This is a genomic window from Salegentibacter profundi, assembly GCF_054121475.1.
Window position 1 is genome coordinate 80,338 of record NZ_JBSYGG010000003.1, and the last position, 21,294, is coordinate 101,631.

14 protein-coding genes are annotated in these 21,294 nt (G+C 40.8%); 4 read left to right on the forward strand and 10 right to left on the reverse strand.

Going from position 1 to position 21,294, the window contains the following annotated elements:
• Positions 1-3: 3 nt before the first annotated feature.
• Positions 4-1,881 carry a sodium:solute symporter family protein gene (locus ACW6NC_RS05440; RefSeq protein ID WP_457864199.1) on the reverse strand — a complete coding sequence of 626 codons (1,878 nt, stop codon included), beginning with the start codon at positions 1,879-1,881 and terminating at the stop codon, positions 4-6.
• A complete protein-coding gene (locus ACW6NC_RS05445; RefSeq protein ID WP_457864200.1) occupies positions 1,881-4,148 on the reverse strand; it encodes a GH92 family glycosyl hydrolase in 2,268 nt (755 codons plus the stop codon). Before ACW6NC_RS05445 ends, ACW6NC_RS05440 begins: the two co-directional genes overlap by 1 nt.
• A 431-nt stretch (positions 4,149-4,579) precedes the next feature.
• Between ACW6NC_RS05445 and ACW6NC_RS05450 the strand changes: the two genes are divergently transcribed.
• The 4 genes from ACW6NC_RS05450 to ACW6NC_RS05465 all read left to right on the forward strand — a co-directional run bounded on the left by ACW6NC_RS05450 (position 4,580) and on the right by ACW6NC_RS05465 (position 7,197).
• Entirely contained in the window at positions 4,580-5,398 is an 819-nt protein-coding gene (locus ACW6NC_RS05450) for a sensor histidine kinase (protein WP_457864202.1), read from the forward strand.
• Positions 5,395-6,099, forward strand: a complete 705-nt coding sequence (locus tag ACW6NC_RS05455) for a LytR/AlgR family response regulator transcription factor (protein ID WP_457864204.1) — start codon at positions 5,395-5,397, stop codon at positions 6,097-6,099. Before ACW6NC_RS05450 ends, ACW6NC_RS05455 begins: the two co-directional genes overlap by 4 nt.
• A gap of 31 nt (positions 6,100-6,130) precedes the next feature.
• Entirely contained in the window at positions 6,131-6,712 is a 582-nt protein-coding gene (locus tag ACW6NC_RS05460; protein ID WP_457864205.1) for a sigma-70 family RNA polymerase sigma factor, read from the forward strand.
• A gap of 65 nt (positions 6,713-6,777) precedes the next feature.
• Positions 6,778-7,197 (forward strand): VOC family protein, encoded by a 420-nt coding sequence (locus ACW6NC_RS05465; RefSeq protein WP_457864207.1) that lies wholly within the window; start codon positions 6,778-6,780, stop codon positions 7,195-7,197.
• Positions 7,198-7,275: 78 nt separating this feature from the next.
• Here the strand turns inward: ACW6NC_RS05465 and ACW6NC_RS05470 are convergent, their stop codons facing one another.
• From ACW6NC_RS05470 to ACW6NC_RS05505, 8 genes are all read right to left on the reverse strand, one after another.
• Complete coding sequence (locus ACW6NC_RS05470; protein WP_457864208.1) at positions 7,276-8,166, reverse strand: carbohydrate kinase family protein; 891 nt, start codon at positions 8,164-8,166, stop codon at positions 7,276-7,278.
• A 76-nt stretch (positions 8,167-8,242) separates the two neighbouring features.
• The gene (locus ACW6NC_RS05475) at positions 8,243-9,400 is read right to left on the reverse strand and encodes a DUF4960 domain-containing protein (protein WP_457864210.1); all 1,158 of its coding nucleotides are present in this window, start codon (positions 9,398-9,400) and stop codon (positions 8,243-8,245) included.
• Between the two features lie 11 nt (positions 9,401-9,411).
• Positions 9,412-11,238 carry a DUF4960 domain-containing protein gene (locus ACW6NC_RS05480; RefSeq protein WP_457864211.1) on the reverse strand — a complete coding sequence of 609 codons (1,827 nt, stop codon included), beginning with the start codon at positions 11,236-11,238 and terminating at the stop codon, positions 9,412-9,414.
• Between the two features lie 31 nt (positions 11,239-11,269).
• Entirely contained in the window at positions 11,270-12,982 is a 1,713-nt protein-coding gene (locus ACW6NC_RS05485; protein ID WP_457864213.1) for a RagB/SusD family nutrient uptake outer membrane protein, read from the reverse strand.
• 9 nt (positions 12,983-12,991) lie between these two features.
• The gene (locus ACW6NC_RS05490) at positions 12,992-16,036 is read right to left on the reverse strand and encodes a SusC/RagA family TonB-linked outer membrane protein (RefSeq protein ID WP_457864215.1); all 3,045 of its coding nucleotides are present in this window, start codon (positions 16,034-16,036) and stop codon (positions 12,992-12,994) included.
• 21 nt (positions 16,037-16,057) lie between these two features.
• Positions 16,058-18,253: a GH32 C-terminal domain-containing protein gene (locus tag ACW6NC_RS05495; RefSeq protein WP_457864217.1), complete on the reverse strand. Its 2,196-nt coding sequence runs from the start codon at positions 18,251-18,253 to the stop codon at positions 16,058-16,060.
• A 65-nt stretch (positions 18,254-18,318) separates the two neighbouring features.
• Positions 18,319-19,920 (reverse strand): glycoside hydrolase family 32 protein, encoded by a 1,602-nt coding sequence (locus ACW6NC_RS05500; protein WP_457864218.1) that lies wholly within the window; start codon positions 19,918-19,920, stop codon positions 18,319-18,321.
• A 14-nt stretch (positions 19,921-19,934) separates the two neighbouring features.
• Complete coding sequence (locus tag ACW6NC_RS05505; RefSeq protein ID WP_457864220.1) at positions 19,935-21,281, reverse strand: sugar porter family MFS transporter; 1,347 nt, start codon at positions 21,279-21,281, stop codon at positions 19,935-19,937.
• Between the last annotated feature and the right edge of the window lie 13 nt (positions 21,282-21,294).

Here is a 21,294-nt window from a genome sequence, read left to right on the forward strand (position 1 = left end):
TTTTTAATTTAAGTGTTTATTGATTTTATCTAACCAGGTAAATTTTAAAATTAGGGAGCTAATAAGAAAAACCAGGACACTGATTCCTGTTTTTTGGTAGTCCCGTACCACTAAAAATATTGGTAAAAGTATCATACTGGATTGCCATATTATTCCCACAAGGCAATTTAACATATCCCAACCAAAATCTCTGTTCTTTTCTAGTTTTCCGTTCTCCTTTTGCAATTCATTTAAAACAGGTTTCCACCAGCCCCAGGGTCTGACGTTAAAATAGAAACTTTTTAGGGTTTTCATATCGGTTGGAGGTGTATAATAGGTTCCCAAAAAAGCACCTAAAAGGGAAAATGCGAAAATTGCAGGAAAAAGATAAATAGCAGGGATATGTGCTGTTTCAAATAAAAATGAATCAGGCCCAAAGTTATCCTTATTTTGATCGAGAAAAAATTGGAAGGTGGCTATTAACAGCCCGGAAAGCATTCCCCAAAAATAACCCCAGCCATTAAATCGCCACCAAATCCATTTCAAGAAATTAGCAGCTACATATCCTCCATATAATGCACTGGTAATCCATAGCGTTATGGAATTGATAGAATCGGCAAAAAATCCCATAACAACCCCTAAAAGAACAACCAGAAAAGAAGTTATATGACTTGCCTTAACATAATGCCTACTTGAGGCTTTAGGTTTGTAATACTTTTTATAAATATCGTTTACGATATAGGCCGGACCTGCATTGACAAAGGCTGAGAAGGTAGACATAAATGCTGCCAATAACCCTGCTAACAAAAGCCCTTTTATACCCAGGGGAACGTGATTATTAATCGCTTTTGGAAGAATCACTTCCAAATCATTTCCGGATAAATTTTCCAAGGCAAGCATATCGGGAGCTACAAATACCAACCCGATAATCACTACCCCAGCAATTAATAGATAGCGCGGAATAAACAAAACCAGGTTGGTTAACCCACTCATATATGCGGCCTCTTTGACAGTTCGGGTGGATAAGATTCTCTGCATATCATAACTAGGGGTAGGACCGGCTATACTAGCAAAAAAACCTTTAAAAAGCGTCATACCTATAAAGGCTCCAAACATTTTGTAACCCTGGGAATCTATAAGGGTATTAAAGGGTTCTTTTTTGCCTTCCCAAAAGCCGTTGAGCTGACCTCCGAATGAAAGACTCTTCCAGGCCTGTGGAACAAGCATATTAATTTCAGCATCAGTAAATTTCACAAAAGTATACCCTGCTACCAGAATACCGGCCAGTACCATAATTCCGTACTGTAATACTTCGGTAGTTACGACCGAAAACATCCCGCCTTTTATCGTATATAAGGTCGTAAAGAAAATAATAAGTAACGCATAGGACTGTTCAGAGCTCAATAGCATAATTTCCCCGAAGCCAAGAGAAAGATTCCAGGGCAGGATAACCGTCATAAATTTCCCCACCCCTTCAAAGAAATAAGCTATAAATCCAATAGAGGCGATTACCGCAAAAACAGCGACAATCAAATGTGAAGCCCTCCCGGGTCTATCATCACCAAATCGGGTAAGAATCCATTCCGATCCTGTCATCACACCAGACCTTCTAATCCAAACGGCCAGAAACATCATCACAAAAATCTGATTCCATATAGGCCACATCCACATAAACATAAAGCTCTTAACTCCATAGAGGAAAAGGATTCCTACCATCCAGGCCGTCCCGGAAACATCAAACATTCCAGAACCATTACTAAGCCCCAGGTAATACCATTTGATGCTTTTCCCCCCTAAAAAATAGGAGTCCAAACCTCGAGAAGCCTTCTTTGAAACCCATATTCCAATAGAAAGCGTAAGGAAGAGATAAAGAGCAATAATTAGAACGTCTATAAGGTGCATTAGTTTTCTTCTTCCGGAGTACCCCAGTTTTTATTAGGCTCACTATCCATTTCAAAAATTAATTCGCCGCCAGCCAACAATTCTTTATGAGAAATAGTAGTCCGGTTCAATTTTTCTCCATTCAAAGTAGCTGACTGGATATAGATATTTTCTTCGGATACATTGTTGGCAACAATGCGAAACTGTTTCCCCTTACCTAGATTAATGGTAGTTTCCTCAAATAGTGGACTGGTAATTTCATATTGGGCAGCAGCAGGATTAAACGGGTAAAGCCCTAAAGAACTAAAAACATACCAGGCAGACATTTGGCCGGCATCCTCATTCCCACTTAAACCATCTGGTTTGGTATTATACTGGGTTTTTAAGATGTGCCGTACCCAGTATTGCGTTCGCCATGGTTTCCCGGCCTTATTGAATAGATAGGCAATATGATGACTGGGCTCATTACCGTGGGCGTATTGACCAATCAAACCTGATATATCTGCCGATACATTATCACCGGTGATTTCGGAACTCTCCGTAAATAACTGCTCTAATTTGGAGGTGAAATTTTCTCTACCACCATGAAGATCGATCAGACGTTCCGGTTCATGTAACACAAACCAGCTATGTTGCCAGGCATTCCCCTCGGTGTAATCTGTGTTCTCCCGATGATTGGAAAATTTTGGATCAAACGGGGTATTCCAGGAGTGCCCGTCCGTAGCCTTTCCCCGCATAAAACCACTTTCTTTATCAAAGAGATTTTGATAAGCTTCAGCTCGGGAAGAGAAATATTCATAATCTTTTGTTTTGCCAAGAGCTTTAGCCATTTGTGCAACACACCAATCATTATAAGCATATTCCAGGGTAATGGTCACTGACTCGTCCAGGAGCTCGTAAGGTATATACCCGTATTCTTTATAATACTTCAGGCCTCTTGCGTCTTGCATCATGGTTTTCTTCATTGCAGTATAGGCTTCTTCGGGATCAAAACCTTTAATCCCCTTTAAATAAGCTTCCGTAATTACTGGAATGGAGTGATACCCCGTCATCGTGTTAGTCTCATTTCCATAAAGAGTCCAAACAGGAAGAACCTCGTTGGTTTTATAGTATTCCAACATTGTATTTATAATATCGGAGACCCTTTCTGGATGGGTAATGCTAAGTAAAGGTTGCTGCGCCCTAAAAGTATCCCAAAGAGATAAGGTGGAATAAGCGGTATAGTCATCAGCTTTTACAATACTATCATTCGCTTTCCTGAATTCACCATTGCTATCGCTAAAAGTTACCGGTGCGAGTTGAGAATGATATAAAGCGGTATAGAATATGGTTTTTAAGGAGTCGACTGGTGTTTTTATATTGATATGCTGTAAAGATTTTTCCCAATTCATATCGGCCTTCCCCACTATTTCCTGAAATTCAAAGGCTCCCTTATCCATATTTTCCTTTGCATTCTCTATACTGACTGAAGACAAGGCTAATTTAAGTTCCACTTCTCTGCCAGTGGTTTGATCAAAAAAGAATTGCGCAGAAGTTTTTTTTCCCTGAGCTGTTTCTCCATCTACCCTTTTGCTCTCGGAGGTCAGGGTGTGGGAAGTAATGGGCTTGGAAAACTCCGCGGCAAAAAATACCTTTTGGTTTTTAGCCCAGCCAGTACTATGCCTGTAACCACTAATGGTTTTCTCATCCTCGAGAACAATCTTTGTTTCCGTCGGACTATCCCAGTTAATGGCGAACCCGAGATCCAGTACTACTGATTGTAGATCATCCTGAGCAAAAGTGTATTTTGAATATCCGGTCCGCCGCGAGCTTGTTAGTTCTACGTTGACCTGAGAATCCTCCAAAAAAACCTGATAATATCCAGGTCTGGATTGTTCATTATTGTGACTGAACTTTGATTTATAGGGAATATCATTCCTACTTTTAACTTCAGCAGTCAAATCTATTTGACGGTTTATAGGCATAAAAAGTAAATCCGCCAGATCACCAATTCCTGTTCCACTGAGATGGAGATGTGAAAAGCCGGCAATGATATCATCTGAGATATGATAACCAGAGCACCAGTCCCAATCGCTAACCCCATTATCAGGACTAAGTTGTATCATTCCAAATGGCAGGGTTGCCCCGGGATAGGTATGCCCGTGACCTCCAGTTCCAATAAAGGGATCAACATAAGAGGTTAAATCTTTCTCTGAGTCCAGGACCTTCGAATTATTTTTATTTTGGTCCTCACAGGAGAGAAAAAGCCACAAAAAGGTAATTAAAAAAATAGGATACTTTTTAAACATATTCTTTTTAGGTAATGAAGAATTAAAAAATAAAACCGGCAGTTATTTTATAAATATTTATATATTCCGCAACGCAAACAATAATATTAGACAAACAACATTTAAGAAAAGCCGAATAGCTAAAATTTCTCTTTGTCCATTCAATGTATCTCCGAAAACGTTTTAATAGAAGCTTTTTTTTAAATGAAAGATGGGGCTATCAAATCTCTCCTTTACATCACATAATATTCTGGGCAGTCTATTTTATTTTCAATACCCTCCGGTGGGGGAGTTATTACGGAGATTACATTTTTTCTCTTAAGGCAAATTTATTGGGATTTCCCATACATATGGCCCTTTGTTATTTTACAATTTACCTGCTTATCCCTAAATTTATTTATACCAGAAAGTTCCTTTTATTCATTTTCCTTCTATTAAGTGCAATCTTTTTAATGGTCTTTCTAAAATATGAACTTACCTATCTTTTAATCAGCAATAATGTATGGCCGGAGGGCCCAGAAGAAAAATCGAGTTTCAGTTTTAATTATATTCTGGTTATGATGTTGGGAGAATTGTATGTGGTCTCTTTTGTTACAGCAATAAAGATCACCATAGACTGGATGAGTGAAAATAAAAGAGCTGCAAAACTAGAGCGGACTCAGCTTGAAACGGAATTACGGTTCCTACGATCCCAAATATCTCCACATTTCTTTTTCAATACCCTGAATAACATTTATTCCCTAAGTCTTAACAAATCGCTTAAGACACCGGAGACCATTTTAAAGCTTTCTGAATTAATGCGGTATTTGCTTTATGAAACTAAAACCAACTTACAATGTTTGAAAAAGGAAATTAATTGCATACAAAACTACCTGGACCTGGAAAAAATAAGGTATGGGGAAAAACTAAACGTAGAACTAAAAGTGCAGGGAAATACCGAAAACAAGAGATTAGCACCAATGCTACTTATCCCTTTTATAGAAAATGCCTTTAAACATGGAGCGCATAAAAGCCATAAAGAGACCATGATACGGATAGAGCTCATTACCGTAGAAGATATTTTGTATTTTCGTATCTGCAATAGTCGTCCTAAACCGGAAGAAATTAAAGCATTTGCTCCACAACATCAGAAAAACCTACATGCAGGTGGAATTGGGATTGCTAACGTAAGAAAACGTCTCAATTTAGGTTATAGCAAAGAAGATTATGACCTGAAAATCACCGAAGAAGAATCTGAATTTTTAGTTGACTTAAAGTTAAAATTAAAATGAAGCTTAAATGTGTAATCATTGATGACGAGCCACTTGCGGTCGATGTCATTAAAAACTATATAGAGCAGATTAAGGGTCTTGAGATAGTGGCCAGTTTTAATAGTGCTTTGGAAAGCCTGGAATTTCTTCAACAAAATCAGGTAGATCTGCTTTTTCTGGATATCAATATGCCCATTTTAGATGGTTATAGTTTCCTGGAAAGCCTAGGTAATAAACCCCAGGTGATCATCACTACCGCTTACGAAGAATATGCCGTGAAAGGTTATGAACTTGAGGTCCTGGATTACCTGGTAAAACCCATCCCTTTCCAAAGGTTCTTACAAGCAGTCAATAAGGCGGTATTACGAAGCAAGTCATTTGTCCAAAACAATGCCCTAGAGAAGGAACATATCTTTGTTAAAGTGAATTCAAAAAAAATGAAGAAAATCTTTATCGATGATATCCTGCTGGTGGAAAGTCTCAAAGATTATATAAAGATAATAACCACCAACGGTAATTACATTGTTCATCAATCATTAACTGGAATTACCAATCACCTACCCTCCCATAGTTTTCTGAGGATTCACAGGTCCTATACCGTCGCAGTTAATAAAATTGATGTAATCGAAGGTAATAGTATAGAAATAAATGGTACCCGATATACCATCGGTAGGAGCTATATTAATGATGCTAAAAAACGGATCTTAGCCTCTGGCCTTTAAAAATTGATTGTATCGATTAATTAGACTTATTATGCAAAAACTGGAAAAATATGATGAGATAAGCCAGATCTGGCTGGAATACCAGGCTGCACTTGAAAATTATATTTTGAAATTAGTCAAGAATAAGGAACTTTCAAGGGAAATTAGCCGCGAAGTCCTGATGAAGGTCTATAATTCCTGCTGTTCTGGGAGCGAAATCTCTAATTTGCGTTCCTGGCTTCATCAAATCGCTCATAACACCTGCATAGACCATTTTAGAAAAGAAGCCAAAAAAAGCAATAAAATTCCTGAAATTCAGCTCTTAGAAGAAATTCCCGATGCCTATAATGAAGCCTCTAAACTCCTATTACCATTGTTAAAACTAATTCCTGAAAAATATGCTCGGCCCCTGTATATGGCCGATATTCAACATAAAAAACAGTCCGAAATTGCCGAAGAGCTTAATTTGAGTCTTTCAGGTGCCAAAAGCAGGGTCCAAAGAGGTCGGGAACACCTACGCTCAAAAATAATGCAATGCTGTATTATAGAACAAGATGCCCGGGGAAATTTTGTGGATTTCAAGGTAAAGCAAGATTGCACCCCACTGAAAACCCAGGTTTCAGAAAAAAAATAATTTTTTTTGCGTCTTTAGCTCATCCTCTCCGTCTTGATTAAAAACCCATAAAAATAATCAGGATTATGAAAACGTTTCATGTACACATCAGAGTAAAGAATTTAGAAGAAAGCATTAAATTCTATAATGCGTTATTCAATACTACACCCAGTGTTCAAAAAGGTGATTATGCCAAATGGATGCTCGAAGACCCCCGGGTAAATTTTGCTATTTCCAACGGGCATTCAGAAAACGGCATAGAGCATTTAGGCATTCAGACAGATAGCAAAGAAGGGCTTGAAGAGGTTTACAGTTATATGGAAAAAGCCAAGGGCGAGGTTTTTGAGGAAGGGGAATGCACCTGTTGTTATTCCAAAAGTCAGAAAAGCTGGATCACCGACCCACAAGGAGTAGATTGGAAGCCTTTTACACCCACGGCACTGCAACAGTATATGGAGAAGGCAAAAATTCACGGCCTGCACCTGAGACTATGGCCAACTGGGTAGATAATGAAAAAACCAGTAAAGCTATTGACCTTGCTTCTTCCTGCGATGGCAGTTGTAATTTGTAATAGAAAACAGAAATTAACCGGGTTGAAGAAACCCGGTTATTTCCTCTTCTGATAATTCAGGGTTGGCCCCTTCGCGCCCGGCAACCAAGGCTCCGACTGCACAGGCAAAATTAAGAGCATGCTGAGGTTCTTCATCCTGAAACAATTTGGCTAATAGTGAGGCCAGGAATGAATCTCCTGCCCCAACGGTATCTTTAACCTCTATTTTAAATCCGCTATTGTAAAATAATTTACCTTCCTTCAATAAGACAGCTCCGTGCCGGCCCTTGGTCACACAAATATTCCTTGTACCGGTCTTTCTGGCCAGGAAGTGGATATTCTGTTCCAGGGAATGAAAAGGAGAACCCAGCATTTCCGCGATCTCGAAGAGCTCATCATCATTGAACTTGATAAAATCTGCCCGTTGCATTAACTCAATGACGATTTCCGTTTTATAATGCGGTGGCCTCAGGTTGACATCAAAGACCCTGAATCTGGCATAAGGCAATAATTCAAGCAGACTGTTTCGACTCACCTCATCCCGGCATACCAAACTTCCGTAGATCATTAGATCGGCTTTTTCCACTGCCCTCTTCATCTCTTCTGAAACCTGGATCCTATCCCAGGCTGCAGGATAGGAAATCTCATAGCTTGCCGAACCGGATGCCGAAAGTCTAACCTGTACCACCCCGGAAGGGAATTCAGGCGTAACTGAAACTAACCCGGTATCCACTCCTATGCTCTTAAGATAAGCCAGTAATTTTTTCCCATTCTCATCTTCTCCTACCTGGCTGATCATTCGAGTTGCCACCCCAAGTTTTTGAAGGCGGGAAGCAACATTAAGCGGGGCCCCTCCAATACGTTCCATATCCGGAAAAACATCGATGAGGATTTCACCAAAGCAGATTGCAGATTTTTGTACCATTTCTTGTAATTAAATTATAAATAGCAGAACATAAAAAACGAATTCTATGTTCTGCCTGATAACACAGCCTAAATTTTTACAGCGTACTTAGATAATCAATAGCATTCTTATAAATACCCTCTATATTTTCTCTATACGCATTGGTACGTCCATCGTTCATATTCCATTCCATTCCACCAATACCAATGGCTATAATAGTTCCGGAGTAAGGAGTTTTAGGTTTAAATTCTATAATTCCTGGGCAACATTCATCCGCTACTCCACTCCAAACAGCTAAAACCTCACCCCCATAAAGCCGCTCAAATTCATTAAACTGGCCGAGTTGATTTCCGGATTCCAGAAGAGAAGAGGCATCCCAAAGATTGTTATGATCCTCTCTAAAGCCGGCATCAATAATGGGAAAATATCCTTCATCATTTTCTTCTACCAATCCTTCATTAAAAGTATAGATAGGATGTGATTTTTTAGAACTCATAAAGTTCACTCCTCCATCGATGGCCCAGGTATCCGGTGAATCAAAACCTTCTCCATTGCCCTGAATAGTTAACAAACCGCTCTGATCTCTTCCTATAGATTCAGCAAAACCTGTGGCCATGCCTCCTAACAGCATCTTTCCACCCTCAACCAAATACTGAATAAAAGCAGATTTAGCCCCACCATCGATAAAAACTTCAGGTAGCTCAGAACTTCCAACCTGGTCATAGTAAAAAACCACTACATTCACACTTTGAAGGTCTTCAAAGCTTACCTCGGCAGCATTAAGATATTCAAAATCTTCAGGGTAAGTTTCTTGTACCCATTGTGCAGCTGCGACGATGTCGTCATCCGCATTTTCAAGAAGTTCCGAAAAGGTTTCCTGTTCTCCAAGAAAGGCAATTTTATTGGGTAAAACCCTTGTGATCAACTGATAATTCCTTGTTGAATTTCCGAAAGTTGAAGTAATTTCAACGCGTTCAGAAAGGTCTAAAGTGGTCCCGGATGATGGATTAACCACTACACCTTCGGGAGCAGTGATCTCCAGTTCAACATTAGTGATATCCGTTCTTGGGGGAAGAACCAGATTGATCCTTCCCTGCAAATGGTCTATACTAGCCCGGGTTCCATTACCTTGAAGAGTAGTCACAGAATTTAATACCGGGCTCAGATCTTCGTTAAAATTTTCTCTTTCTTCACAGCCCAAAAAAATGGCCAGAGCAAGAAAACTGAAAATAATATAGCTGATTTTATATTTCATGAGCTTTAGATTTAGTCTTCAAGATTATATAGGTAATCAAGAATATTCTTTGTGAATGTTTCAATGTTCGATTGAAAATCGTTCGTCGTACCATTAGAATCCCATTCGTAACCTACAATAGTATTTTCTATACTAAAAATAGACCCTTTAAAATCTTCTGAGATTTGGTCATCGAAGCTTTGGTGGATATTTTGATCAGTCCTATTCCATAGCACGGCTCCATACCCAAAGGCATCGCCTATATGACCCAGGGTACCAAACTTAGTTGCACTTAAAGTTTGTTCAAATACCAAAGCGGCATCCTGACCACAGCAGCCTGGGTCCAGAATTCCATCAAAATGCTGCCACCAGATCAAACGTACTTCCCTAGTTGCCGAATTTTGCAGCGCGAGAAATTCATCGTTCTGGAAACTTAATCCTTCGAAAATCGGATGACCTTTGCGATCTTCTGAATTATTTTCAGGCCTCATCCCAAGACCCCAGATATCATCGGATGGTTTTCCGGTATCTACACAACCCGATGATTCGGCACAACCAAATTCAGAATACACATAATTTCCAGGTTCCCTTGGCGCTGAAAACTCAGCTGGTACCCTGTCTAACGAAAAGATCAGCGGAGTTGCGTCTCCTGCAATAAGCATATCACCACCAGATCTCACCCAGTTTTTCAAAGCCTGGGCCCTTGCTCCTCCCGGTCTTAAACCTGAAGGCAATAAGGTAGAAACATTATCGGGGGTAGCGCTGTAACCTATATCTTCAGCAGGAGTTAGATAATAGATCATAGCTACCTTTACCTCAGCCATATTCTGTGGTGTGATTTCGCTAAAAGATAAGTATTTAAAATCCTCACCATAAGTGTTTCTCATCCAGGAGGCGGCTGCTTTTGCATCATCATCTACCAGGGCATCTATTTCGTCCTGCTCGCCAAGGAAGGCATAATAAGTAGGCTCGATATCCTCGGCTTCAACAGTAACAGTATAGGTTTTTGTAAGGTCCTCGGTATTGGTTACAGTATACTCCACAGGTTCGGTAAAGTCTACTTCCTGACCTGATTCCGGGGATATGCTTTGGCCTTCAGGAAGTGTTATTACTGGACTCAGGCTGGAAACATCAGTTCCTCCTGGTAGGGAAAGATAAATGGTATTTTCTTCATTGTCTATGACCCCTTCCGTTTCCCCGATAACAAAAGAATTGATTTTAGGTCCTTCAATCTGGTTGACGATAACTTTATATTCAGCAGCTGTAAAACCATCATTTGAAGTAATAGTATATACGACAGGACTGGAAAAATCCCTTGAAACGCCCGAAGCGATATCTACACTGGTACCTTCAGGAATAACGAAATTTGGAGTTAGGCTTTGAATATCCCCATCTTCACTACCAATATTTACCGTAATAGTATTTTGCTCATGATCTATTTCCCCCGCATTTTCTCCAATAGAAAAATTGAGAATTTTTGGATCCCCATAAGCAGCAACCATGGCGGTATACTCGCGATTCGCCCCATTTTGAGCCAGGGTTGTAAAAATAATAGGACCTTGAGAGAAATCTAAGGTACTCCCGGACTCAGGCGAGACACTTGTCCCTTGAGGCGTCTGAAGATCTACCGTAACAGCACTGAGATCCGTGCCAGCAGGCAAGGTCATGGAAATCGTTGCCGAGGTATGGTCTATATCAGCAAAGTCACCATATACTTCGAATGACCGAATGATAGCCTGTGAATAATCAGGCACTACATCGGTGAAATTATCATCATCGCTGCAGGATTGCAGCATTACAAAAGGTAATATCAGGAAAAACCCAATTGTAATTTTTACTATTTTTTGGAATGATTTCATTTGATAAGGTTTATTTTTAATTTGATTTTTTTTAGTAACCTGGTCTTTGGGTATAAACTCCGCCACTGGCATCGATTTCTATTTGAGGAATTGGCAGGTAGTATTCGTGAGGTTCTAAATTAGCCCCTGACAAATATGACCTTCGTGCCTGTTCTGTAGCTATATATTCACTGATATAGCTATCAGCAATTTCCCATCGCACCAGGTCATAAAACCGGTGGCCCTCATTAGCTAATTCCAATCTTCGCTCAAAACGCAGTGCCTCTATAGCTTGTTCCTGAGATAAAGAAGTTGGATAGGTGCTTATTAAGTAATTTGCAGCATCCTCATTAGGGTTTTCAAAATCTTTGACATAAGGAGAATTTTTTGCCCGCAGACGAATCTCATTGATAATTGCGATACCCTGGGAAACATCTCCTGTTTCAATAAGGGCTTCGGCTTTCCATAAAAGAAGGTCTGAATACTTTATCAAAGGAAAGTCAAGATTTCCTAAAGCCCATGGAAAACCATTAGGATTGGAGGCCATGCCATCGGAAGTTGGGTAGATCATATTTTTTTTACGCACTAACAAGCCGTAGGTTCCGGCATCCCTACTCCAATTGGGTTGCTGAGCCATGGCGGTCCAGTCCTTCCATGTAATTCCTGGCCTGCCTATGGTATGGTCCAGTCTGGGGTCCACCAAATCTTCCTCATTAATATTTTCCGAGTTAAAAGTATTGAACATCGGGAGACCCTGGTTATTTACTTTATAAGCATTGGCCAAATTTTGGGAGGGTTTGTGAAAATCGTCCCCGTTAAGGTAAGGATGGTTGGGATCATCATTAGGACTATCTGGAGAATTCAAAAGATCTCCGAAATTCACATTCCCGTATTGCGAACCATCATTAATAGAAAATTGTATGGCAAAAATATTTTCAGGGTTCCCATATCCGGGTTCGGAATACAGACGCTCGATATTCTCCACCAACCTGTATTGGCCAGAGTTTATCACTATATTAGTATGTGAAATTACTTCCTGCCAGTTTTCCTGGAACAAATGTGCTTTTGCCAAATAGGCATGAGCAACCAGGGCATTGGCACGACCAAGATCCGGTTGGGTTTCCGGCAACAGACTAATAGCCCGGTTAAGATCGTCTTGAATTTTACCCCATATAAATTCTTCATCAAAAGTATTGGAAATAGATTTCAATTCGGTTACCGGAGTATTCTCATCATACCATACGATAGATCCGAAGTTCTTCATAGCCTCAAAATAGAAATGAGCTCTAAGTACATACAGTTCTCCAAGTCTCACATCGCGCTGTTCGAATTCCCCCTCTTCCAGTTCGGTTAAAAACCGAAGGGCAGTATCCACTCTTTTTACACCAAAATAGATAGATCTCCAAAGGTTATACACATTATCACTCGAGGGAAAGAGATCATGAGTCTCCAGCTGGTGCATACCTCCACCAGGGTTATCCCCAGTGCCACCTCCACCTTTATAGGCATCCCCTGAACGAATATCCGAAGTCCCCCAGTTTGAAGGGGCGTGATCAAAAGGCCAAAGGTCTCTAAAATCTCCAGTATGGTAACGATAATCCAGGGCACTATATGCGGCAATTACCAGTGCTTCAGGCTCAAGATTCTCTTCAGAAATCGTGTTTTCCTCCTGAACATGAAGATCATCTTCTGAAACACAACCGACGATCAACATCAACCCTAGAAAGGGTAGTATCAGCTTTAATTTTTTATTCATGGTTTTCATAAGATCGATTTAAAAGTTTGTAGATACGCCAAAAGTGACTGTTTTGGTATGCGGAAGACCATATCCTGCGATTCCTATTCCTCCAGCACCTAAACCTGAAACTTCGTAATCAAAGCCTGAAAAGGATGTGAAGTCAAAAAGGTTTTGACCTGATAGATGAAATCGAAGATTTGTTAATCCAATTTGATCGGTGATATTTTCTGATAAAGTATAGCCCAGAGTTATATTTTTTAACCTGAAATAGGACCCGTCTTCAACAAAATAACTCGAAGGTTGAATTTCATTATTCGAGTTATTGGTACTCAAGGCAGGAATATTGGAATTTGCTCTTTCCGGTGTCCAGGCATCAAGAGTGTTTTTCCCGAAATTGAAACTGAAGTAGGTGAAATCACCAAGGTTCCTTTGGGTATTATAAATATCATGACCGTGTTTTCCATCAAAATAGGCGCTAAAGTCAAAACCTTTGTAGGCCGCATTTAGACTAAGTCCGTATATAAAATCGGGATGAGGATTTCCAATTATGGTCCGGTCGTCATTATTGATCACTCCATCATTATTGAGATCTTTGTACCTTATCCTTCCCAGGTCTTTTCCGGACTGCCGGGCATGAACCGCAACTTCTTCCGGGGTTCTAAATATTCCATCGGCAACAAGTCCGTAAAAAGAAGCAATTGGCGAACCTTTTTGGGTGATAGCCACCGCATTGTTCAACAGAAAATTATTATCGGTATCTAAAGACTCCACATTGTTCTTGTAATGTGAGAAGTTAAGATCAGCGCCAAAAGTGAAATTATTATCCCGTTTACTTTGAAAGCTCAAAACACTCTCAAAACCAATATTGGAAACTTCCCCCGCGTTAATTGTCGGCGGATCGGATTCTCCGGTTATTGCCTGGGCAATAGGCTGCAGGATCAACTTATTGGTTCGTTTGTCGAAAAAGTCAGCGCTAAGGGAAAGCCTGTTTTTAAAAAACCCGATATCAAATCCGGCATTATACTGGGTGGTTTCTTCCCACTGAATATCAGGATTGGCCTGCCTTGCCTGAAGAATCCCACCCTGGGTACCTGTACCGTCTCCATCGATATCATAATCTGAAAACTCGATAACGTTTCCAACACTGTTATTGAGAAAGGCACTTAAGAATAGGTAGTTCCCGATAAGGTCATTACCATTTACACCCCAGGAGCCCCTTAGCTTAAAGTTGGAAACCGTTTCAGAATCTATTAGGAATTCTTCATTAGATACATTCCAGGCAACGGATGCTGCAGGAAAAACTCCGAATTTATTATTGGGTCCAAACCTTGAAGAACCGTCACGACGAATACTTCCCGAGATAATATAACGATCGTCAAAAATATATTTTAAAGATCCAAACTGGGATTGCTTACGATATTCAACAGCACCTTGAATGGTTTGAAATTCAGCATCAGTTCTTACGATATATTCGGGGTAATTGGTAATATCCACACCTCGGATCCGATCATTGAGAAAATCTTCGTCTTCTTTGGTGAACTCAATACCCCCTAAGACGTTAAATCGGTGTTTGTCGAGTTCGAATTCATAAGAAAGTAAACTGGTGAAAATAGTTTTAAAAAATTCATTTTCTATTTGATCAACATCAATATTTCTAAAAACACTTGGTATCTGATTCATCTGCACAAAAGGCTGAGTGCGGGTATCAAAATTATGTCGAACATAATCGAAATTCAGGGAAGTATTGAAATTTAATCCTTCAAGAATCTCCACATTAGCAAAGACATTTCCCAGAAAACGGTTGTTCCTTTGTTCATTCTTACGGTTAGACCAGAGGTTGGCCAGGGAATTAGCCTTATCCTGAATTACAGGCGCCATATAGGTGCCATTCTCAGTGTAAACCGGCAATAAGGGATTTTGCAGAATAGCATTTTCAAATTCATTGGCCTGAACTTCATTAAAATTCGAATAGAGGAAATTCTCTCCAACGGTAATGCGGTCATCCCAAAGTTTAAAGGTGGTATTTAGCCTGGCGTTAAACCTATCGTAATAGGTGTATTTTTGAATTCCATTATCCTTAGTGTAGTTTACCCCTGCAAATAATTCCATATTTTCATCTCCATAACGGTAGTTTGCATCGGAATTATAGGATACAGAATTATCAATTATCACATCTACCCAATCGGTATCTGAAGACCGGAGCAGTTGTTCATCATCAAGAAACTCAGGAATATCGAAGCCGTTACCGTTGTCGATAAGCATATTGAAATTGCCAGTAATTCCGTCATTAGCTCGGGCCTGGTAATAGACATCGGCCCATTGTCTTGCATTTAAAACATCAATATCGTCTCTTAGCATGTTTAAGGTGGTTTCCGACTTCACAGAAAATTCAGATACCCCTTCTTTACCTTTTTTTGTGGTGACTACAATCACTCCATTTGCTGCAGATGTTCCATACAAAGCGGCGGAAGCTCCATCTTTTAGCACCTGGATGCTCTCGATTTCATCAGGATTCAGGGAAGAGGGATTAAAGGTTTGTACCCCATCGATAACCCAGAGGGGGCTGGAACCAGAATTAACCGTGGTTAGACCCCGAATTAGGATTTGCGAATCATTCCCACCAGGTGTTCCCCCTGAATTTACCTGGATCCCGGGTACCCTTCCCTGCAACGAGGTTAGGATGTTAGGACTGAATTCCTGGGACACTTCAGAGACGTCAACCACCGTAATTGCACCTGCAATGTCAGACTTTCTTTCTGTAGTATATCCGGTCACCACTACTTCTTCCAACTGGGATACATCATCCTGAAGCCTTATTGAATAATTATCTCTGTCGTCTATTACAATTTCCTGGGTGAGAAATCCTAAAAAGGATATAACCAGGGTCTCGCCTTGACTAACATTTAATTCGAAATTCCCATCGAAATCACTCATTGTCCCCCTGGAGGTATCTTTTACAAGAACACTGGCACCGGGAACGGGAATATCATTCTCGTCTACAATTGTACCCGTTATGGTGCGGTCTTGTGCTAAAGCGCTAAAAGACCAGAGAAAGAGTATTATAACAATTAGATTTTTCATAATTGGGTTTAGGTTATTTTATTAATTCTCGATATTGTATATGGTGACATCGGCCGAGGCAGATCCTCCTTCTACAAAGAGATCAACTCCATTGGCATCGGCACTTTCGGGGAAGAATCTTCCCGTAAAGTGTGATTTCCCATCTATAAATACTTCCAGTACCGAACCATCTACAAATACCTGGACATCAACAGTACTTCCCTGGCTTAAGTTGAAAGAACCTCTACGTACATCTCTTCTGACCAGGTCTGAAGTTGAAGATTCTGAGGCGTCTACCACCCATTGCTGGGTAGTGAAATCGTAGTACACTTTATATTGTTCACCACTGGTTTCCGATTTTCCAAATACAAATCCAAACTTGTCAGCACTACCAGTATCAAAAGTGGTCTGCATTTCAAAATGTTTTCCGTTGAAGTCGATATTGTTTTCCTGCCCAGGTTTAAGGTTAACATTTCCAATATTCACCTCTTCTCCTCGGTAGTCCGCTAAGTTTGGGTGAGGTTCAATTAAAATTGTTCCTTCCTGGTCTAAGGTCCAAACCTGCGGAATACTGAATAAATGAGCATATCCCTGTTGCTGTTGAAATTCCGGTGAGACTTCATCGGGAATAATTCCTATCGCAGTTGTTCTGCCCTCTGCATCGATACTTACAGCCGGAGAAAGAAAACCATTGACTACCTCAAGGTATTTAGGAGTTTCAAATTCAGGGATGAATTCACCGTCTTCGAAACTACCGGTCCAGTAAAAAGTGATGGCCGGAGAGGTATTGTCTGGGGTTTTCTGAACCAGGAGAATAAATCTCCCGTCAGAAATTTCGTGAAGGACCGGCATTTCCCAGAATTCTCCCTGGCCCTGGCTTTTATCTCCCTGGAACAGGATGCCCTGGTAAGTCCAGTCTTCAAAATTCTCGCTGGTATAGTAAACCACATTACCTCCTTCTGCAGCAATTCCACTTCCTATGATCATGTGGTATAAACCATCTTTATGAATCACATATGGATCACGGAAATCGAGGTCTACCTCTTCCGGAGCAGCAGGAATAAGTGGGTTATTAGGATTTTTCTCTAAGGTTTGGTAATTATCCGAAGAAAATGCAGTCCCCATTCCGGCACGGGTTCCATCTACCCCTGTGTAAATAACGGCAGGAGTACCGTCCTCCAGAATTATGGCGTCACCAGACCATATGCCGGCCTGATCCCATCCTTCAGTCGGCCATAAAACAGCATCCTGTTCGTCCCAGTCTACAAGGTCAGGGCTGGTTAAATGGCCCCAGTTCTGTTGTGCAATACCGAGAAAAACTTCATTTTTCTGAAAGAACATATGGTAAGTTCCGTCAAGATACACCAGGCCATAAGATTCATTTGTCCAGCCATAATCAGGGATTGGGTGATAGATTGGCCGGTGTGGATCCCCGGAATAGTCGATTCCCAGGTTATAATCTACTTCACCAGGGGAACCATACTGTTCACTAATGAAGGTTGCAACTGCCGGAGTAGCACTTCCGGAGTAGACCTGCACCTCATCCAGGGCCCCGGAAAAGAAATCGATTTCAAAATCTCCTAGAGATTCTCCCATGGTGTTTTTACCTATACTGAAAGGAGTATTGCCCGATGGCCAGGTGATTGAACCTGATGGGGCACTACCAGAAGTAATTTGTTCTTGGTTAAGAAAGATATTTACCGTTTGGGTAGCTGGACTAATTCCAACTATTATATGGCTCCAGCGGTTTTTAGGAAGGCTTGTGGTACTTACGATTTGTTCAAAAGAACCATCTACAAAGTATTGTACTACGATCTGCCCAAAAGTATTTAGCCCAACCATTATACCCGACTCAGAACCTTCTGAAGTCATAGCGAGCATAGCGGCAGTCCCGACGGGAAAAGATCTAGGGGATGCCCAAAGTGAAATGGTTACTTCATCCTCGGGAAGCAGCCTGGTAGCAATTTGACCATTTATTTCATTGCTCAATCCGTCAAAGAACAAAGCATTTCCCGATATTCCTTCCATTCGGTTTACCGATTTCCCTTCGACAGGAAAAGTCTCCCCTGTAGAGGTTTCTGTTACGGAATCTTCAGATGAATCATCAAAATTAAATTCCAGGAGTTTTTCTATTCTTAGGCTATCGATCTCATCTATAAAAACAACATCGTCATCATAGCAGGAAGCAAACAAAGTGCTGGCTAAGAATATTTGTAAGAGAAATATCATTTTTTTCATGGGTTAAAAATGTGTGATTAATAAAAGCTTATGCGCAGAAATCTACTGGCTTATGGGAACAGTACTTATTCCTTATTTTGTTTTATTTGGTTAATTTTCAAATTGCTTATTTCAAATTTCTGATCTCCTTTAGCATAAAAATTAGTATAGGCCTGCTGCGGAAAAAAGATCTCGCTCATTACCGTGTGGCCATCATCAAAGAAAAGTTCGATGGACATATTGTCGATTATTGCACGGACTTTGAGGTTTTCGGAAGCTGAGAGTCTCGGAGCAGTAGAAATCTTATCTGCAAAATTATCATTGAAATCCACCAGTCCGGAATTACTTCTATCAATAAAGAATTCTCCCTTGCCGTGCTCATAACCGAATTTTAAAACATCTCCTATCTCATTGCTCAATGAGAACACATATTCCTGCTCCTGGAGTTGAGAGATCTCAAAGACTATTTCTGCTCGGCTTAGGTCAAGATCCAGGGAGCTGACCAAACTGGTGCTGTCTTCAACTTCAACCGATTTTTTTAAAATTCCTTCAGAACGATATGCTTCAAGTTCACGTACCGGTGTAGAAACAATTCGGTAAGTATCCTCCTGTTGGATAAGGTTAAGATCCCGTGGAAGGGTCATGGCACTTCTCCAGGTTTCCGTAGGAACTTCATTGGCATATTGCCAGTTAGACATCCAGCCAATAAATAAGTGGCGTCCGTCTTCTTCCGGGATATTTGACCAGGTTACTCCGGCATAATTGTCTTTTCCAAAGTCTAACCAATATTGGTGCTCCTCTCCCATCCCTGCAATAGATTCATCGGGAGTAAAAGCGGTTCCGTCAAAGTCACCTACGAAATACTGAGTAGCAGAACCTCCGTTTGGCCCTCCGGGATTAATGCTTACCAGAAGCACCCATTTTTCTTCCCCGGTATTCTCCACTTCCATTTTGAAAAGATCGGGGCATTCCCAAACTCCCCCGTGGCCTCCCATATCTTGTCCGAAATCACTCTCGTGTTCCCAGTCTAAAAGGTTAGGAGAAGAAAAAAAGCTTATACGATCCTGGACTGCCAGTGACATGATCCATTTGTTTGCTTCTTCATACCATGTAACTTTGGGATCCCTGAAATCCCTGATCCCTGGGTTGCCCAAAACAGGGTTTTCTTCATATTTGGTCCAGGTTTTTCCTGCATCCAGGCTATAGGCGATTCCCTGGGTTTGGAAATCATCTTCACCCTCCTGCTCTCTTTCAGCATCGTGATAAGTAAAAATGGCAATAACCGGAGGGGTCTCCCCATCTCCCAGACCGGATGTGTTTTGATGGTCTACAACGGCACTCCCCGAAAAAATAGTCCCGTGTTCATCGGGTTCCAGGGCAATAGGCTGCTCCTCCCAGTTTATCATATCGGTACTAGTGGCATGGCCCCAGTGCATAGGTCCCCATACATTATCATCAGGATTATGCTGGAAAAAGAGATGATAAGTCCCGTCGAGGTAAAACATACCATTGGGATCATTCATCCATCCCGATTTTGGGGTAAAATGAAAGTCAGGACGAAAATCTTCGTCGGCCTGCACTACGGTATCATTTTCTGAGGTCGGCTTCTCAGTTTCATGATCTTTACATGAGGTAAAGAGCATGCCTCCAAGAACAATGATTAGTAAGTTTTGATAAATATATTTCATGGCTTCTGCTTTGATTATTGATTTTTATATGAAAGTTCCCCGTTATCTTTTAATGCCAGTTCTTCACTTAACTCTTCCAGGGATTTACCTTTGGTTTCAGGCATCATGAAGATCACAAATAGGAGCTGCAGTACCATCATAAAGGCGAAAAAGGCAAATACGTAGCCCGCCCCAATAGTGGAAAATAAAAATGGGATGAGCGAGGGTATTATTGCCGCCAGCACCCAATGCGTTGAAGAACCAAAAGCCTGTCCGGATGCCCGCAAATGATTTGGAAAGATCTCGGAAATAAATACCCAGATCACCGCCCCCTGACCAATGGCATGGGCTGCAATAAAAAGAAAGAGGAATATTGGCACCCATAGCCCGCCCCAATTAAGGAAAAACGCAGCTGCCACAAGGGAAAGCGAAATGATATAGCCAAAAGATCCGATTACCATTAATTGTTTTCTTCCAAGTCTATCTATTAAGAAAACTCCCAATAAGGTAAAGAGCAAATTCACCACGCCTATTCCAATACTGCTCAAGAGAGCGGTACTGGCTCCAAGGCCTGCCTCTTCAAAAATTCTTGGAGCATAATACAGAAAAGCGTTTATCCCGGAAAGCTGGTTGAAAAAAGCAACCAAAAAAGCCAGAATGAGCGGAAACCGATATTTTTTCATAAAGATTGTTTCCCCTGAAACTTTAGTTTCAGACTGCTGCTTTATTTCCTGCATTTTCGTTTCAAGGTTTGTTTCAGGGTTTATAGTCTGCAAAATATCAGCTGCCTCCGAATTTTTTGATTTTGAAATAAGCCACCTGGGACTTTTAGGAATAAATAATACAAACAGGAAGTATATAAAAGCCGGTACGGCTTCAATTCCAACCATCCATCGCCAGGGTTGCTCCCCTGTATTTCTTAGTAAGTAGTTAGAAAGAAAAGCGATTAAAATCCCTAAAACTATATTGAACTGGTACATAGAAACCAATCTGCCCCGGTCTTTTGCCGGTGCTATTTCAGAAATATAGGTAGGCGCTGCAATAGTCGAAGCACCTACTCCCAAACCACCAATAAAACGTAAAGCCGCAAAAGTGATAGGATCATTAGCAAGAGCCGACCCAAGTGCAGAAATAAAATATAATACACCTATTATTAAAAGGGTATTTTTTCTTCCGAACTTATTGGTGGGAATTCCGCCAAAAATAGCTCCTACCACTGTTCCCCATAAGGCCATAGCCATCACTACCGAACCGTGAAAGGCATCAGAGGTTCCCCACAGTGCCTGAAGTTGTTTATCAGCTCCGGATATTACAACGGTATCAAATCCAAATAAAAAGCCGGCTAAAGCTGCACTTATCGACCAGGCGAATATCTTGTTCATATCTCAATCTATT

Excerpts from the sequence above, each read along its gene's own strand:
- ACW6NC_RS05440 (WP_457864199.1), bottom strand. The coding sequence starts at position 1,881 with ATGCACCTTATAGACGTTCTAATTATTGCTCTTTATCTCTTCCTTACG.
- ACW6NC_RS05445 (WP_457864200.1), bottom strand. The coding sequence starts at position 4,148 with ATGTTTAAAAAGTATCCTATTTTTTTAATTACCTTTTTGTGGCTTTTT.
- ACW6NC_RS05450 (WP_457864202.1), top strand. The coding sequence starts at position 4,580 with ATGGTCTTTCTAAAATATGAACTTACCTATCTTTTAATCAGCAATAAT.
- ACW6NC_RS05455 (WP_457864204.1), top strand. The coding sequence starts at position 5,395 with ATGAAGCTTAAATGTGTAATCATTGATGACGAGCCACTTGCGGTCGAT.
- ACW6NC_RS05460 (WP_457864205.1), top strand. The coding sequence starts at position 6,131 with ATGCAAAAACTGGAAAAATATGATGAGATAAGCCAGATCTGGCTGGAA.
- ACW6NC_RS05465 (WP_457864207.1), top strand. The coding sequence starts at position 6,778 with ATGAAAACGTTTCATGTACACATCAGAGTAAAGAATTTAGAAGAAAGC.
- ACW6NC_RS05470 (WP_457864208.1), bottom strand. The coding sequence starts at position 8,166 with ATGGTACAAAAATCTGCAATCTGCTTTGGTGAAATCCTCATCGATGTT.
- ACW6NC_RS05475 (WP_457864210.1), bottom strand. The coding sequence starts at position 9,400 with ATGAAATATAAAATCAGCTATATTATTTTCAGTTTTCTTGCTCTGGCC.
- ACW6NC_RS05480 (WP_457864211.1), bottom strand. The coding sequence starts at position 11,238 with ATGAAATCATTCCAAAAAATAGTAAAAATTACAATTGGGTTTTTCCTG.
- ACW6NC_RS05485 (WP_457864213.1), bottom strand. The coding sequence starts at position 12,982 with ATGAAAACCATGAATAAAAAATTAAAGCTGATACTACCCTTTCTAGGG.
- ACW6NC_RS05490 (WP_457864215.1), bottom strand. The coding sequence starts at position 16,036 with ATGAAAAATCTAATTGTTATAATACTCTTTCTCTGGTCTTTTAGCGCT.
- ACW6NC_RS05495 (WP_457864217.1), bottom strand. The coding sequence starts at position 18,253 with ATGAAAAAAATGATATTTCTCTTACAAATATTCTTAGCCAGCACTTTG.
- ACW6NC_RS05500 (WP_457864218.1), bottom strand. The coding sequence starts at position 19,920 with ATGAAATATATTTATCAAAACTTACTAATCATTGTTCTTGGAGGCATG.
- ACW6NC_RS05505 (WP_457864220.1), bottom strand. The coding sequence starts at position 21,281 with ATGAACAAGATATTCGCCTGGTCGATAAGTGCAGCTTTAGCCGGCTTT.